Annotated in this window: 2 protein-coding genes; both read right to left on the reverse strand. The window is 74.5% G+C overall.

What is annotated here, in order from left to right:
* Window positions 1-29: 29 nt before the first annotated feature.
* The gene (locus tag V5P93_RS22160) at window positions 30-5,108 is read right to left on the reverse strand and encodes an SDR family NAD(P)-dependent oxidoreductase (RefSeq protein WP_104478953.1); all 5,079 of its coding nucleotides are present in this window, start codon (window positions 5,106-5,108) and stop codon (window positions 30-32) included.
* Window positions 5,098-16,857, reverse strand: coding sequence for a type I polyketide synthase (locus tag V5P93_RS22165; RefSeq protein ID WP_219823962.1), 11,760 nt, complete (start codon window positions 16,855-16,857; stop codon window positions 5,098-5,100). Before V5P93_RS22165 ends, V5P93_RS22160 begins: the two co-directional genes overlap by 11 nt.
* Between the last annotated feature and the right edge of the window lie 25 nt (window positions 16,858-16,882).

The following is a 16,882-nucleotide window of genomic DNA, read 5'->3' on the forward strand; positions in this document are numbered from 1 at the left end:
CACCTGCTCGGTGGCGGGGCACAGTCGTGTCAGGGGAGGTCGCGGATCCAGCGTTCGAGGGCTTCGGCGGTGGTGGGGGCGTGGTCCTCGACGAGGGTGAAGTGGGTGCCGGGGACGTCGACGGCGGTGTGCGGGAGGTCCCAGCTCGCCTGCCAGTCCTCCGGTTTGTCGCTCAGCGGCGGGCTGTGGGGCTCCGCGGCGCGCAGGAGCAGGGTCGGCGCGGAGATGGGTGGGGGTGTCCAGCCGCCGAAGAGGGACAGGTAGTGGGCGGTGGCGGTGAGGCGGGGGGTGGTCATCGGGGTCCAGGTGTGTTCTCGCTCGAACATGCCCTCGTCGAGGTCGCCGTCGAAGAGGGTGGCGATCTCGGTTGGTTCGAAGTAGACGTCCAGGAGGGCGACACCCGCGGGGTGGTGGCCGCGGTCTTCGAGGTGGGCGGCTATGGCGTGGGCCATGGTGCCGCCGGAGGAAAGCCCGGCCAGGACGAACGGTCGGCCGTCGGCGCAGTCGAGCACGGCGGCGGCCTGGGTGCCGAGCAGGACGTCGACGTCCCGGGGGAGGGCGTGGTCGCGTTCGAAGCCGGGGGGTTGGAGGACGGCGACCTCGCGCCTGCCGCGGAACGGCGTGGCCAGCCGGACGTACTCGTGGACGCCCCCGATGGCGACATACGTGCTGAACAGGATGATCACCGGGTCCGCCTTGCCCCGGGCCAGCCGGACGGGCGGGACGCGGTTGGCCGCCCCCGCGTCGGTGTCGAACTTGGCGCGGAGGTCGGCGGCGGCGGTCAGCAGCCGGTAGCCGTCGCCGATGCGGCCCTGTTCCCACGAGCTCCGGAAGAACGCGTACAGGGAGTCCGGTTCCGTGGCGGGTTCGGGTTCCTCCGCGTCGGTGAGCAGTCGGGTGATGGCGTCGACGCTGGGGTGCGCGAAGGCGAGGTCGGCGCGCAGCTGCCTGCCGGTGGCGGCGGCGATGGCGTTGCGGAGGCGGATCGACATGAGCGAGTCGAACCCCGCCTCCGGCAGGCTCCGCGCCGGGTCCAGGTCGGCGGGTGAGGCGTGGCCGAGGACCGACGCGACGAGCCCGCGCACCAGGGCGGGGATGTCGGTGACGTCCTCCACGGGCTCGACGGCGGGCGCGGCGGGTCGGGGGATCTCGGCGAGGAGCGGGGACGGGCGGCCGATGGTGAACGTGGGGGCGAACAGCGACCAGTCGAGGTCGGCGACGACGAGGGTGGTGTCGCCGTCGTGCAGGGCGCCGCGCAGCGCGTCGAGGGCGCGGTCCGGGTCCATCATGCGGTTGCCCCGCCGCGCCAAGGCGTCGGCGATGGCCGGGTCGCGGGCGAGGGTGCCGTCGCCGCCCCAGGCTCCCCAGGCCACGGAGGTGGCGGCGAGGCCCTGGGCGCGGCGCTGTTCGGCCAAGGCGTCGAGGTAGGCGTTGGCGGCGGCGTAGGCACCCTGGCCCGCGCCGCCCCAGACGCCCGCGCCGGAGGAGACGAGGATGAACGCGTCGAGGTCGGTGGTCAGCTCGTGCAGGTGGCGGGCGCCGTCGACCTTGGCGGCCATGGTCTCGGCGAGGTGCCGCGCGTCGATGTCGACCGTGGGCGCCGAGGTCAGCGCCCCGGCGGCGTGGACGACGGTGCGCACGTCGGTGTCGGCGAGCAGCGCGGCGACGGCATCGCGGTCGGCGATGTCGCAGGAGATCACCCGGACGGTCGCGCCCGCCGCGCGGAGGTCCGCGGCGAGTGCGTCGGCACCGGGTGCGTCCGTGCCCCGACGGCTGGTGAGGATGAGGTCGCGGGTCCCCAGACCGACGAGCCAGCGGGCCAGGAGAGCGCCGACCCCGGACGTGCCGCCGGTGACGAGCGCGGTGCCCTTCGGACACCAGGTCGGTTCGCCGACGCGCGGCGCGGCGGGGACGAGCCTGCGAGCCAGGAGTCCGTCTCGGACAGCGATCTGGTCCTCGCCGGTGGCGTTCACGGCCCGCGCGAGGAGGTCCCAGGTGCGCTCGTCGGCGGCCTCGGGGAAGTCGACGAGACCGCCCCAGCGGGTGGGGTGTTCGAGCGCGGCCACCCGACCCAATCCCCAGATCGCGGCCGCCTCCGGAGTCGGCGCCGAGTCCGAAGTGGACACCGCGTGGCGAGTGGCGAGCCAGAGTCGGCCGGAGCCGGGGGTGTCGAGGGCGCGGACGAGGGCCACGGCGTCGAGGAGCGTGCCGGGCAGGGCGAGGGCGTTGTCGAACTCGGCGAGTGCCCGCTCGGCGTCGGCGGTGATCTCCACGTCGGCACCGAGTCGTCGCAGCGCCTCGGCGATGGGCTGGTGGTCCGCCGTGCCGATGATCGCCCAGCGGCCCGGTCGGCCGGGGCGGTCGACGGGAACGGGGCGCCACCGGACGCGGTAGCGCCAAGCAGGCGACTGCGGCGGGGCGATCTCCGGCCAGTAGCGGCGGTGCTGGAAGGCATACGGCGGAAGCGCGGCGGGAACCCGGTCGCCGGGGAACACGGTCCGCCAGTCGACCGCGATGCCCTGGTCGTGGGCCTCGGTGAGCGCGGCCAGAACGCGTTCGGGCCCGCCGTCCTGGCGGCGCAGCGTTCCGGCGGCGGCGACCCGCGCCCCCGTGTCCTGGGCGACCTCCGCCAGCGCGGGCAGCAGCGTCGGATGCGGGCTGACCTCGACGAACCCGTGGATCCCACCCGCCAGCGCCTTGCGCACGGCCTGGTGGAAGCGGACGGGCTCCCGGGTGTTGTCCCACCAGTAGGCCGCGTCCATCCGGCCGGTGTCGATCAGGTCACCGGTGACCGTCGAGTACAGCGGGATCTCAGACGCCTTCGGGGCCACAACGGCGAGTTCGGCGCGCAGCGCGTCGCGGTAGCGGTCGATCTGCGGTGAGTGCGCCGCGATCCCGATTCCCCGCACGCGCCGGTGCCCGACCCCGTCGGCCGTCAACTCGGCGGCGAGTTCGTCGAGCGCGCCAACCTCTCCGGAAACCGTTGTGGCATAAGGACTGTTGTCGGCGGCAACCGCGATGACACCGCCCCACGGCTCGATCCGCCGGGCAACCTCGTCGGCGGGCAACGACACCGCGTGCATCCCGCCGAGCCCGGCCAACTCCTGCCAGAACCCGCTCCGCCTGGCGACGATCCGCGCCCCGTCACGCAGACTCAGCGCCCCGACGACGCAGGCAGCGGCGATCTCCCCTTGCGAGTGCCCGACGACCGCGTCCGGCGCGACACCGTGCGCGCGCCAGACCTCGGCGAGGGACACCATCATCGCCCACAGCGCGGGCTGGACGACGTCGATCCGGTCCAGCGACGGCGCCCCGGGAGCACCGAGCAGGACGTCCAGCACGGGCCAGTCCACGAACTCCCCCAACGCCTCGACACACTCGTCGAGGCGTCGAGCGAACACGGGGTCCGAGCGCAGCGGCCCGGCCATGCCCTCCCACTGCGACCCCTGGCCGGGGAACACGAACAGCACACCGCTCCCGGTGCGCGCCCGCGTGGTCTCCTCGACAGCACCCAGCCGGTCAAGGAGCTCTTCACGGCCGGCGGCGACAAACCCGGCCCGATGCTCGAAAGCGGTGCGGTGCAGCGCGAGAGTCCGACCGATGTCGGACAGCGACAAGTCGGGACGGTCGAGCACGTGCGTCCGCAACGCGGCGGCCTGCGCCCGCACACCACCAGGAGTCCTGCCGGACAACAGGATCGGCGCCCGCGCAACGGAAAACTCAGGCTCCGGGGCGGTTTCCGGCTGTTCGAGGATCACATGAGCGTTGGTACCGCTGATCCCGAAAGAAGACACCGCCGCTCGACGAACCGGTGTGTCCGGCCAAGGTTCCGCGGCGGCCAGCAACTCCACCGACCCGGCGGTCCAGTCGACCTTGGTGGTGGGGTGCTCCGCGTGCCGGGACGCGGGCAGAACGCCGTGCCGCATCGCCTCGATCGCCTTGATGACACCCGCCACGCCCGCCGCCGCCTGCGTGTGACCGAGGTTCGACTTGATCGACCCCAACCGGGCCGGACGCGCGCGGTGCTGCCCGTACGTGGCGAGGATGGCCTGCGCCTCGATCGGGTCCCCGAGCGTGGTGCCGGTGCCGTGGGCCTCGATCAGGTCGACGGTGTCGGGGGCGATCCGCGCGTCGGCGAGCGCCTGGGCGATGACCCGCCGCTGCGCGGGCCCGTTGGGCGCGGAGATGCCGTTGCTGGCGCCGTCGGAGTTGACGGCGCTGCCCCGGACCACCGCGTGCACGGGGTGGCCGTGGCGGCGCGCGTCGGAGAGCCGTTCCAGCAGCAGCACGCCGACGCCCTCGGCGAACCCGGCGCCGTCGGCGTGGTCGGAGAACGGTTTGCACCGGCCGTCGCGGGCGAGGCCGCGCTGCTTGGTGAAGGACACGAACAGGCCGGGGGTGGCCATGACCGACACCCCGCCCGCCAGCGCGAGCGTCGCGTCGCCCGCGCGCAGGGCCCGGGCCGCCAGGTGCAGGGCGACCAGGGACGACGAGCAGGCGGTGTCGATGGTGACCGCCGGGCCCTGCAGCCCGAGCGCGTAGGCGACGCGGCCGGACAGGACGCTGCCCGCGTTGCCGGTGCCCGCGTGGTCCTGGGCGCCCTCGTCGTGGGCGAGCAGTGCCGCGTAGTCGTGGTACATCAGGCCGGCGAACACCCCGGTCCGGCTCTCGCGGAGCGTGGTCGGGTCGATGCCCGCGTGTTCGACGGCCTCCCACGAGACCTCCAGCAGCAGCCGCTGCTGCGGGTCCATGGCGCGGGCCTCGGTCGGGGAGATGCCGAAGAACCCGGCGTCGAAGTCGGCGGCGTCGTGCAGGAAGCCGCCTTCGCGCGCGTACGAGGTGCCGGGGTGGTCGGGGTCGGGGTGGTAGAGCCCTTCGAGGTCCCAGCCCCGGTCGGCGGGGAACGGGGTGATCGCGTCCCGGCCGTCGGCGACCAGCCGCCACAGGTCGTCCGGTCCGCGCACCCCGCCGGGGAACCGGCAGGCCATGCCGACCACGGCGATCGGCTCGGTGTCGCGTTCCTCCAGCTCCCGGACGCGGGCGGTGGCGGCGTCGAGGTCGCCGACGACCCGTTTCAGGTAGTACCGCAACTGCTCCTCAGTCGGCATCGGCTGCTCCGTAGCGCTGTCCCAGCACCTCGAACAGGTCCGCGTCCGGGACGTCCACGGGTTCGGCGGTGCCGGTCGGGGTGGGGGTGCCCCAGCGGCCGATCAGCTCGGTCAGCCGGGCCAGGGCGGTGGTGCGGAGGAGGTCGTCCCGGTCGAGCCCGGACAGGGCCGTTTCGAGCCGGTCCAGGTCGTCGAGGACCGAGGAGTCCTGGTCGGGGGCCAGTTCCGCGAGCAGGTGCGCCACCAGCGCCTTGGGCGTGGGGTGGTCGAAGACCAGGGTCGGCGGCAGGCGCAGGGCGGTCGCGGCGGTGAGGCGGTTGCGGAGTTCGACGGCGGTGAGGGAGTCGAAGCCGAGGTCGCGGAAGGGGCGCTGCTCGTCGATCTCGTCGGCCGCGGTGAAGCCGAGCACGTCGGCGACGTGCGACCGGAGCAGCGCGGCCAGTGCCTCGGCCCGCTTCGCCGCGGGCATCGCCCTGAGGTCGTCCGCGACGGACTTCGGCTGGGCGGCGGCGGTGGTGGGTGGGACGAGCCGGTGCCAGATCGGCGCGGGGCCCCGGGCCCGGAGGGCGGACAGGTCGAGGCGGGTGGCGACGACGACCGGGGCGTCGGCGGCCAGGGCGCGGTCGAACAGCGCGAGCCCGTCGTCGTCGGTCAGGGGGATGGTGCCCGCGCGGGCGAGCCGGGCCAGGCCCGCTTCGCCGAGTCCGCCGGTCAGTTCGGTGGCCGAAGCCCACGGCCCCCAGGCGATGGCGGTGGCGGGCAGCCCGTCGGCGCGGCGGCGCTGGGCGAGGGCTTCGATGGCGGCGTTGGCGGCGGCGTAGTTGCCCTGGCCCGCGCCGCCGAGGACGCCCGCGGCGGAGGAGAACAGGATGAAGCGGTCCACGTCGGTGGCGAGGTCGTGCAGGTTGAGCGCGCCCTGGACCTTGGCGGCGAACACCCGCTCGACGCGGTCGCGGTCGAGGGACCCGATGACGCCGTCGTCGAGGGCGCCCGCGGTGTGGATGACGGTGGTCGGCCGGTGCTCGGCGAGGACCGCGGCCAGCCGGTCCCGGTCGGTGACGTCGCAGGCGACGATCGAGATCGCGGGCAGCTCGGCCACCAGCTCGGCCGCGCCGGGCGCGTCCGGGCCGCGGCGGCTGAGCAGGACGAGCGAGCGGACGCCGTGCGCGGTGACGAGGTGCCGGGCGACGCGGGCGCCGAGCCCGCCGGTGCCGCCGGTGATGAGGACCGTGCCCGCCGGGGTGAACGGCCGCGGTTCCGCCGGGGGCAGCGGGGTGAGCCTGGGGACGTGCGGCCGTCCGGCGCGGAGCGCGAGCTGGGTCTCCCCCGCCGCGATGGCCCGGGCGAGGGTGTCGTGCGGGGTGGGGCCGTCGGTGTCGACGAGCAGGAACCGGTCGGGCTGCTCGGTCTGCGCGGACCGCACCAGACCCCAGGCGGCGGCGAGCGCCGGGTCGGGGCGCGCCCCCGCGACGGCGTTCCCGGTCACGATGGCCAGGTGTTCCGCGTGGGGTTCGCGGACGAGTTCGAGTGCGCGGACAGCACTGTCCGCTGGGGACCCGGATTCCAGCGTGACGATCCGCAGCGGGACCGGTCCGGGGGCCGGGGGCAGGTCGACGGGTGTCCACTCCACACCGAGGAGCCCGCCGGCCGCGCGGCTGCCCGCGGTCAGCCGGGCGGGGTCGACCGGGCGCAGGACCAGGGCGTCGACGTGGGCGATCACCTGGCCGAGGTCGTCGGCGAGGGTGATGGTGACGGCGCCGTCGTCGGCGCGGGCGAGGCGGACCCGGGCGGTGGCGCGGCCGGTGTCGGCGAGGTGCGCGCCGGTCCAGGAGAACGGGAGCGCGACGCGGGCGTCCGGGTCCGGGGTGTCGCCGGGTGCGCCGAGCGCGTGCAGCGCGGCGTCGAAGAGGGCCGGGTGCAGCCGGAATCCGCGCGCGGTGTGCTCGTCCTGCTCGGGCAGGGCCACTTCGGCGAACAGTTCCCGGCCGCGCCGCCAGGCTTGGCGCAGCCCGGCGAAGGACGGGCCGTAGTGCAGGCCCGCTTGGGCCACGGCGGCGTAGAGGGCGGGGACGTCGATCTCGGTGGCGCCGGTCGGGGGCCAGGGGAAGTCGGCCGCCGGTCCGGCCTGCCGGGTGGCGTGGCCCGCGGCGTGCCGGGTCCACGGTGTGCCGTCGGGGGCGTCGGCGGGCCGGGAGAAGAGCTCGACGGGGCGGCGCCCGTCGTCCGGGGCGCCGACGGAGACCTGGAGGTCGACGGTCGCGCCGGGCGGGAGGACGAGCGGGGCGGCGAGGGTGAGTTCGTCGAGGTGGGGGTGGCCCGCGCGGGCGGCGGCGGTCGTGGCGAGTTCGACGAAGGCCGTGCCGGGGAACAGGACCGTGCCGCTGACGGCGTGGTCGGCCAGCCAGGGGTGGGTGGCGGTGGAGACCCGGCCCCGGAGGACGAGGCCGTCGGTGCCGGGGAGGTCGACGACGTCGCGGACGAACGGGTGGCCGCTCGGGTCGGGGGCCGTGGGCGCCGCGGCCGAGCCGCGCGGCCAGAAGTGCTTGCGCTGGAACCGGTACGTGGGCAGGTCCGGGACCGGGCCGGTGGGGTTCGCGGGGAAGAGGGTGGCCCAGTCCGGCTCGACGCCGTGGGCGTGGGCGCGGGCGAGCGCGGCGCGGAACTCGTCCGGGCCGCCGTGGTCGCGGCGCAGGGTGCCCAGGGCGGCGGCGGGGGCGTCGACGTCGTCGATCGTGCCCTCGACACCGAAGGTCAGGACGGGGTGGGGGCTCATCTCCAGGAAGACGTTGTGGTCGCGGTCGAGGAGGGCGCGCACGACCTCGTCGAAGCGGACGGGGAGGCGGAGGTTGTCGTACCAGTAGGCCGTGGTCAGTTCGGCGGTGTCGATTCGGCGACCGCGAACGGTCGAGTAGAAGGGGATGTCGCCGGTTCGGGGTCGGATGTCGTCCAAAGTGGTCAGAAGCTCGCTGTGGATGCGTTCGACGTGCGCGGAGTGCGAGGCGTAGTCGACGGGGACGCGTTTCGCCCGCACGTCTCGTTTCTCGCACTCGGCGAGGAACGCGGTGATGGCTTCGGCGTCACCGGACACGACTGTCGATTGTGGACCATTTGTCGCGGCTACCGAGAGCCCGGCGGTGAGGAGTTCCTCGACGCGGGCCGCCGAGAGGGTGACCGACACCATGCCGCCTTGACCGCTGAGCGCGCGCAGGGCCTGGGATCGACGTGTGACGACCTTGGCCGCGTCGCGCAGGGACAGGGCGCCCGCGACGTGCGCGGCGGCGATCTCGCCCTGGGAGTGGCCGATCACGGCGCCCGGGGTGACGCCGTGGGCGCGCCAGAGGCGGGCGAGGGCGACCATGACGGCGAAGAGGGCGGGTTGCACGACGTCGACGCGGTCGAGGGGTTCGGCGCGGGTGAGGGTGTCGAGGAGGGACCAGTCGGTGAACCGGTCGATCTCGGTGGCGCAGTCCTCGATGGCGGCGCGGAAGACCGGGCGCGCCATGAGCTCCACGGCCATGGCGGGCCATTGCGAGCCTTGGCCGGGGAAGACGAAGACCGGTCGGGCACCGGGGCGGGCCGTGCCGTGGATTTCCGGTGCGCCCGCCGCTATGGCGGCGAGACCGTCCAGGACGGATTCGTTGTCGTTCGCGAGGACGACGGCTCGGTGGTCGAAGCGGGCGCGGGTGGTGGTGATGCGGTGCGCGACTGCGGTGCGGTTCCAGTTTTGTTGCTTGGCAAGGGTTTCTTTGAGGGCGCGCGCTTGGTCGCTCAGGGCCGCGGGAGTGCGGGCGGAGAGGACCAGGGGCACCGGTTCGGCGTGGTCCGCGGGGGTTGGGGGTTGGGTCGGGGTGTGTTCGAGGATGACGTGGGCGTTGGTGCCGCCGATGCCGAAGGCCGAGATGGCGGCGCGGCGCGGACGTCCGGTGGCGGGCCAGGGGCGGGTCTCGGTGAGGATCTCGACGGCGCCTTCGGTCCAGTCGACGTGGGTGGAGGGGCGGTCGACGTGCAGCGTCCTGGGGAGGGTGCCGTGACGCAGGGACTCGACGAGTTTGATCAGCCCGGCCATGCCCGCGGCGGCCTGGGTGTGGCCGATGTTGGACTTCACCGAGCCGAGCCAGAGGGGGCGGTCGCGGTCCTGGCCGTAGGTGGCGAGGATGGCCTGCGCCTCGATCGGGTCGCCCAGCCGGGTGCCCGTACCGTGCGCCTCGACCGCGTCCACTTCGGACGGTGCGAGGTCCGCGTCGGCGAGGGCCCGGGTGATGACCCGTTCCTGGGAGGGGCCGTTGGGGGCGGTGAGGCCGTTGGAGGTGCCGTCGGAGTTGACGGCGCTGCCGCGGATGACGGCCAGCACCTCGTGCCCGGCGCGGTGGGCGTCCTCGAGGCGTTCCACGACCAGCACACCGGCGCCCTCACCCCAACTGGTGCCGTCGGCCGCGTCGGCGAACGCCTTGCACCGCCCGTCAGCGGCGAGTCCGCCCTGCATCTCGAACTCGGCGAACAGGCCGTCGGTGGCCATCACCGCGACGCCGCCGACGATGGCCAGCCCGCACTCGCCCGCCCGCAGCGCCCGCACGGCGAGGTGGAGGGCGACGAGGGAGGAGGAGCAGGCGGTGTCGACCGACATCGTGGGACCTTGGGTGCCGAGCACGTAGGCGATGCGGCCGGAGGCGACACTCGGCGACGTCCCGGTGACGGCGAAGCCACTGGCCTCCCCCAGCCCTCCCCCGGCGGATTGGTACACCGAGTGGGACAGACCGGCGAACACCCCGGCATCGCTGTCCCGCAACCCGTGCGGGTCGACCCCGGCCCGCTCCAACGCCTCCCAGGTGCACTCCAGCAACCACCGCTGCTGCGGGTCCATCGCGGTGGCCTCACGGGGAGAGATCCCGAAGAACTCGGCGTCGAACTCGGCGGCGGTGTGCACGAACCCACCGAGCCCGTCGGTGGCGGCCCACCCCCGGTCGCTCGGGAACGGCCCGATCGCGTCGACCTCCGCCTCGACCAACTCCCACAACGCGGCAGGCGAGTCGACCCCACCGGGGAACCGACACGCCATCCCGACAATCGCGATCGCCCCTGGGGAGTTATCCACAGGCGGCTCGCTGACCTGCCCGTTTCGTCGGTCCTGCGCGGTAGAATGGAAAACCGGGGGCTCCCCGGGCTGCTCGGCTGGCGGCTGCCCGAAATCGGCGGCCGGGGACGAGGTGTGGGGCCGGGTGGCCTGGGTGAGCTTGGCCTCGGCGGGCTCGTTGGGCTGCGCGGGGTTCGGAGCGGGGTCGGCGGTGCGGGTGGGCTCGGCGGAGTCGGCGACGCGCGCGGGCTGGGCGGTGCGGCCATGCCAGGCGGGGTTGGCGACGAGGCTGGGCTCGGCGGATTGGGTGGTGCCTGCGAACTCGGCTGCGCGGCCGGGCTCGGTAGGAGCGGCGGGACTGCCGAGTCCAGAGGGGTCGACAGTGCGGACAGGCCCAGCGGAGTGGCCGGACCCAGCGGAGCCGGCAGCGCGGGCGGCATCGCCAATGCGGCCGGACCCGACGGAATCGGTAGCGTGCGCGGCATCGACGGAGTGGCCGGACCCAGCAGAGCTGGCAGCGTCTGCGGCGTCGGCGGAGTGGGTGGCCCCGGCGGAGCCGGCAACGCGGGCGGCATCGGCGGAGTGGGTGGCCCCAGCAGAGCCGGCAGCGTGCGCGGCATCGACGGAGCGGGTCGCCCCGGCGGAGCCGGCAGCGCGGGCGGCATCGCCAATGCGGCCGGACCCGACGGAATCGGTAGCGTGCGCGGCATCGACGGAGCGGGTGGCCCCGGCGGAGCCGGCAGCGTGCGCGGGTTCGGCGGTGCGGCCACGAGTGGCGCGAGTGGGGTCGGCGGCGGATCGGGTCAGGTTCTTGAGGAGGTGCGCGGTGAGCGTGGTGACGTCCGGGTAGTCGAAGACCAGGGAGGCGCGCAGGCGCAGGCCGGTGGTCGTGGCCAGGCGGTTGCGGAGGTCCACCGCCGTGAGGGAGTCGAAGCCGAGGTCCTTGAAGGTGCGGCGGTGGCCTATCTCGCGGATCGAGTCGTGGCCGAGGACGGCCGCCACCTGGCGGCGGACGATGTCGGTCAGGGTGGTGTGGCGTTCGTCTTCGGGGAGTGCGGCGAGGGTCGCCGCCAGGTCGTTCGGTTTGGGGGTGTCCGCGGTCCGCGCTTGGCGGCGGGGGGTGCCGATGAGGCCGCGCAGGAGGGGTGGGACCTGGTCGGGGATGGTGGCGGGGCCGCCGACGAGGACGGGGGCCAGGATGGGGCGGTCGCTGTCCAGCGCGGTGTCGAGCAGGGCCATGCCGCTGGTGGCGGTGAGCAGTCGCAGGCCGGAGCGGGCCATGCGGGCGGTGTCGGTGGTGGTGAGCGCGCCTACTTTGCCGCCCTCCCAGGGTCCCCAGGCGAGTGAGGTCGCGGGCAGGCCGAGGCTGTGCCGGTACTCGGCGAACGCGTCGAGTGCGGCGTTGGCGGCGGCGTGGTTGCCCTGCCCGGCGCTGCCGAGGAGACCCGCCACGGACGAGAACAGCACGAAGTGGCTGGGGTCGTGGGGCAGCGTCAGCTCGTGCAGCCACTGGGCGGCGTCGAGCTTGGCGGAGAGGACGTGGTCGACGCGGTCGGGGGTGAGGCCGGTGACGACGGCGTCGTCCAGCACCCCGGCCGCGTGGAAGACGGCGGCGATCGGTCCGGCGTCGGCGATGGCGGCGGCGAGCGCGCCGCGGTCGGTGACGTCGCAGGCCAGGGCGCGCACGCCCGGTTCGGTGTTCGGGGCGCGGCCGGTGCGGCTGAGCAGGAGCACGTCCCGGACGCCGTGGCGGGTGCGCAGGTGCTGGGCGAGCAGGCCGCCGAGGTGCCCGGTGCCGCCGGTGATCAGCACGGTGCCGTCCTTGATCGGCCGTTTCCCCGGCGCCCCCGCGAGCCGGACCAGCCGCCGGACGTGGGCGGTCCCCCCGCGCAGCGCGACCTCGGGCAGCCCGGAGGCGAGGGCGGCGGGCAGCAGGTGCGACGACTCCGCGTCCGAGTCGACCGCGACGATCCGGCCGGGGTTCTCGGTCGCGGCCGAGCGCACGAGCCCGAGGACAGCGGCGGACGCGATGTCCCGCGTGGTGGTGCGGACGACGAGCCTGCCATCACCGGAGAGGGTGTCGTGGATGGCGGCCAACGTCTTGTGGAGCTGGACCCTCGGGTCGCCGCCGGTGACGGTGAGGACACGCGCGTCGGACGCGTGCTCGGCGACCGGTAGCTCGACCGGGGTCCACCGGGGCTCGAGGAGCGGCTCGGCGGTGGCCGTGAACGCCGCCGGGTCGACGGGGCGGAGGCTCACGGCGGCGATGGTGAGGACCGGGGCGCCGGTGTCGTCGACGGCGGTGAGCTCGACGGCGTCGGGGGTGGTGGGGGTGAGCCGGACGCGGAGGCGGCTCGCGCCGGTGGCGTGCAGGGTGACGCCGTCGAAGGAGAAGGGGACGCGGGCGGGGCCGTCAGCGGCGAGGGCGATGCCCTGGAGGGCGGCGTCGAGGAGGGCGGGGTGGAGGACGTGGTGGGCGCGGGCGGCGGCGTCGGGGAGGGTGACGTCGAGGTAGAGGGAGTCGTCGTGGGTCCAGGCGGCGGTGAGGCCGCGGAAGAGGGGGCCGTAGGCGAGGCCCGCGGCGGCTAGGCCGGCGTAGAAGTCGGTGGTGTCGAGCGGGCAGGCATTCGCGGGAGGCCACGGCGCGGAGGCGAGGGGGTGCTGGACGGCACCACGGCCACGAGACGACGAGTCGGAACCGGCCCGGCGACCCGCGGCATCGGGCGGGGGCACGTTCTCGGGAGGCCCCGACGCGAAAGGAGCTGGGGTGCCAGCGGAGTGCTCGACGACCTCAGGATCACGAGGCGACAAGTCAGATGTGGCACCGGCGTGGTGATCGGGGGCGCCGGGCGAAGCACCCCGCGGCCGTGAGGCTGTGGTGTCGAGCGCGCGGGCGTCCTCAGGAGGCCGAGGAGCAAACGGAACCGCGGAGCCAACAGAGCGCTCGGCAACCTCTTGGCCACGGGACGACGAGTCGGGCGCGGAACCGGCCCGGCGATCGGGGGCGTCGATCGACACTTCTCGCGGCGGATAGTCCAGTGTGGACGCTTTGAGTCGGGATGTGTCAGCCGGTTCGACCGGATGGGCGGCGGCCAGCTTCGACTCCGCCGTGGACTCGGCGAGAGTTCCGATGGCGCCGGTCGCGGCGACCGAAGCAGTTCCCGAGGATGAGTCCAGCGTGGACATTGCGGAGAGGGTCTCCGGTTGGGACGCGTCCGCTGGTTGGGTCGGGAGGGCGGCGAGTGTTGACTCGGCCAGGGTGCCGGTGGCGTGGAGGGTCCAGGGGGTGTGGGGGTCCGCGTCCTCGGGGTGGGAGTGGATGGTGATGGTGTCGCCATCGAGGGTGACCTGGAGGCGGGTGGCGCCTGTCTCCGGGAGGAGGAGGGGTGCTACCAGGGTGAGGTCGGCGATCGCGTCGCGGGCGAGGATGTCGCCTGCGCGGAGGGCGAGGTCGACGAAGCCGGTGCCGGGGTAGACCACCGTGCCGCCGACGGTGTGGTCGGCGAGCCACGGGTGGGTGGCGAGTGAGACTCGGCCGGACAGCACGTGGCCGCCGCCCGCGAGTGGGACCGCTGCGCCGAGGATGGCGTGGTCGGTGAGGGGGGTGAGGCCGAGTGCGGTCGCGTCCTGGCGGGCGGTGGCGGGGGTCGGCCAGAAGCGGCGGTGCCGGAACGGGTACGTCGGCAGCGGGATGGCGGTCGCCTTGGGGAACGCGGGGGTCCAGTCGACGGTGGCGCCGCGGACGTGGATCTCGGCGGCGGAGGTGAGGAACCGGCGGTAGCCGCCGTCGTCGCGGCGGAGGGTGCCGGTGGTGACGGCGCGGGCGTCCTTGGCGTCGATGGTTTCCTGGACGGCCATGGTGAGCACGGGCTGGGGGCTGAGTTCGACGAAGGTGTCGTGGCCCGCGTCCAGCAGCGACTCGACCACCGGTTCGAAGCGGACTACCTGGCGCAGGTTGCGGTACCAGTACGCGCCGTCGAGTTCGGGGCCGTCGAGGGTGGTGCCGGTGACCGTGGAGTGGAACGGGGTGGTGGCGCGGCCGGGTGTGATGTCGGCGAGTTCGGCGCGCAGGCGGTCCTGGATGGCCTCGACCTGCGGCGAGTGGGAGGCGTAGTCCACGGGAATCCGGCGGTTGCGGATGTCGCGGGCGTCCCAGCGGGCCTGGAGTTCGTCGAGCCCGGCCGGGTCACCCGCCACGACGATCGACGACGCGCCGTTGATCGCGGCCACGGACACGCCGGGCACGTCGGCCAGGTCGGCCTCGACGTCGGCCAGCGGGAGGCGCACGGACGCCATGCCGCCGGTGCCGTGCAGGACGGTCAGCTCGCGGCTGCGCACCGCGACGACCTTCGCGGCGTCGGCCAGCGACAACGCCCCGGCGACGTGCGCGGCGGCGATCTCGCCCTGGGAGTGCCCGATCACCGCGTCCGGGTGGACGCCGTGCGCGGCCCACAGGGCGGCCAGCGCGACCATCACCGCGAACAGCGCGGGCTGCACGACGTCCACCCGCTCCAGCGACGGCGCGTCCGGGCCGCCGCGCAGGGCGGCGGTCAGGGAGAAGTCGACGTGCGGGGCCAGGGCGGCCTCGCAGTCGCGGATGCGGGCGGCGAAGACCGGGGAGGTGTCGAGGAGCTCCCGCGCCATGCCGATCCACTGGGCACCCTGCCCGGGGAAGACGAACACGACCCGCCCGTCGAGGTCCGCGACGCCCTCGACGACCCCGTCCCTCAAGGTGCCCGCGGCAACGACGTCGAGCCCAGCGGCACCGAGCCCGACCACCACCGCCCGATACCCCAACCGCGCCCGCGTCGTGGCGAGCGAGAACCCGAGATCGGCAACCGAGATCCCACCCGCGCGGCGTGCGGACGTCGGACTCCCGAGGTCTGCTCCCGACACCCCGGAAACCGCACCGCCCCCGACATTCCCCGCTACCGCTTCCCGCGCACCAAGAGCCATAGCGGTCGCCCCCGGCTCCACGTCGTGATCCTCCTGGCCCGCACGGCCCACCCACGACGCAACGGTCCGGCTCCCGTGATCGGCCCCCGACACCCCGGAAACCACACCACCGCCCGCGTTCCCACCTGCCATTTCCCGCGCACCACTCGCGGTAGCGGTCGCCCCGCGGTCTTCCGGGGTCGAGTTGTCCACAGGCTTGATCGTCTTGTTCGGGTTCTGTCGGTGCTGCCCGGTAGCATCGATATCGGGGGCCGGAGGCATACCCCTCAGCCGTGCGGCGTACTCGCGCAGCGCCTCCTCCGAGGCCGCCGACAGCACCAACGGCACCACCTCGACCTCTTCGGACTCGACGACCTCCGCCGCGTCCCCCTGTTCCAGGATCACGTGCGCGTTCGTCCCGCTGACCCCGAACGACGACACCGCCGCCCGGCGCGGTCGGTCGACCTCGGGCCACGCCCGCCGCTCCCGCACCAGTTCCACCGCGCCCGAACTCCAGTCGACCCGGGTGGTGGGTTGGGTGGCGTGGAGGGTCGCGGGGAGTTGCGCCTCGCGCAGGGCGAAGACGGTCTTGATCACGCCCGCGAGGCCGGCCGCCGCCTGGGAGTGGCCGATGTTCGACTTCACCGAGCCGAGCCAGAGGGACCGGTCGCGGTCCTGGCCGTAGGTCGCCAGGAGGGCCTGCGCCTCGATCGGGTCGCCCAGCGCGGTCCCGGTGCCGTGCGCTTCGACGAAGTCCACATCGGACGAAGACAGCCCGGCGTCCGCGAGTGCCCGGGTGATGACCCGTTGCTGTGACGGGCCGTTGGGGGCGGTCAGGCCGTTGGAGGCGCCGTCGGAGTTCACGGCGGAGCCGAGGACCGTGGCCAGGACGGGGCGGCCCGCGCGGCGGGCGTCGGACAGGCGCTGGACGACCAGGACGCCGACGCCCTCCGCCCACGCGATGCCGTCGGCGCCCTCGGCGAAGGGCTTGCAGCGGCCGTCGGCGGCCAAAGTGCCCTGACGACCGAACTCCAGGAACGCCCCCGGCGTCGACATCACCGTCACCCCGCCGACCAGGGCCGCCGAGCACTCCCCCCGCCGCAGCGACTGGACCGCCTGGTGCAGCGCGACCAGCGACGACGAACAGGCCGTGTCCACCGACAGCGCCGGCCCCTCCAAGCCGAGCACGTACGCGACCCGACCCGAGAGCACGGACGCCAACGTCCCCGTGGCGATGTGACCGGCGACCTCCGCCACGTCCCCCGACGCCGCCAGCAGTGCCGGGTAGTCCTGCCCGCTGGTCCCGACGAACACCCCCGTGTCCGAACCGGCCAGCCCCGTCGGGTCGAGCCCCGCCGACTCCAACGCCGCCCACGCGCACTCCAGCAGCAACCGCTGCTGGGGGTCCATGGCCAGCGCCTCGCGCGGTGAGATGCCGAAGAGCCCGGCGTCGAAACCCGCGACGTCGTCGAGGAAGCCGCCGACGGGGACCGCGCCCGCCGCGGCCAACTCCGCCAGGTCCCAGCCCCGGTCCGCGGGCACCGGGCCGACCGCGTCGGTCTCGGCGAGCAGCAGCTCCCACAGCGCCTCCGGGTCGGCGGCGCCCGGGTAGCGGCAGGCCATGCCGACGATGGCCACGGGCTCCTCCCGCCGGTCCTCCAACTCGCGCACCCGGCGGTTGGCCTCGCGCAGGTCGGTCGTCGCGCGCTTGAGGTAGTCGCGCAGTTTCTGCTCAACGCTCACCGGGGAACACGCTCCTTGTTGGGGG

This window comes from Actinokineospora auranticolor (assembly GCF_041897805.1).
GTDB lineage: Bacteria > Actinomycetota > Actinomycetes > Mycobacteriales > Pseudonocardiaceae > Actinokineospora > Actinokineospora auranticolor.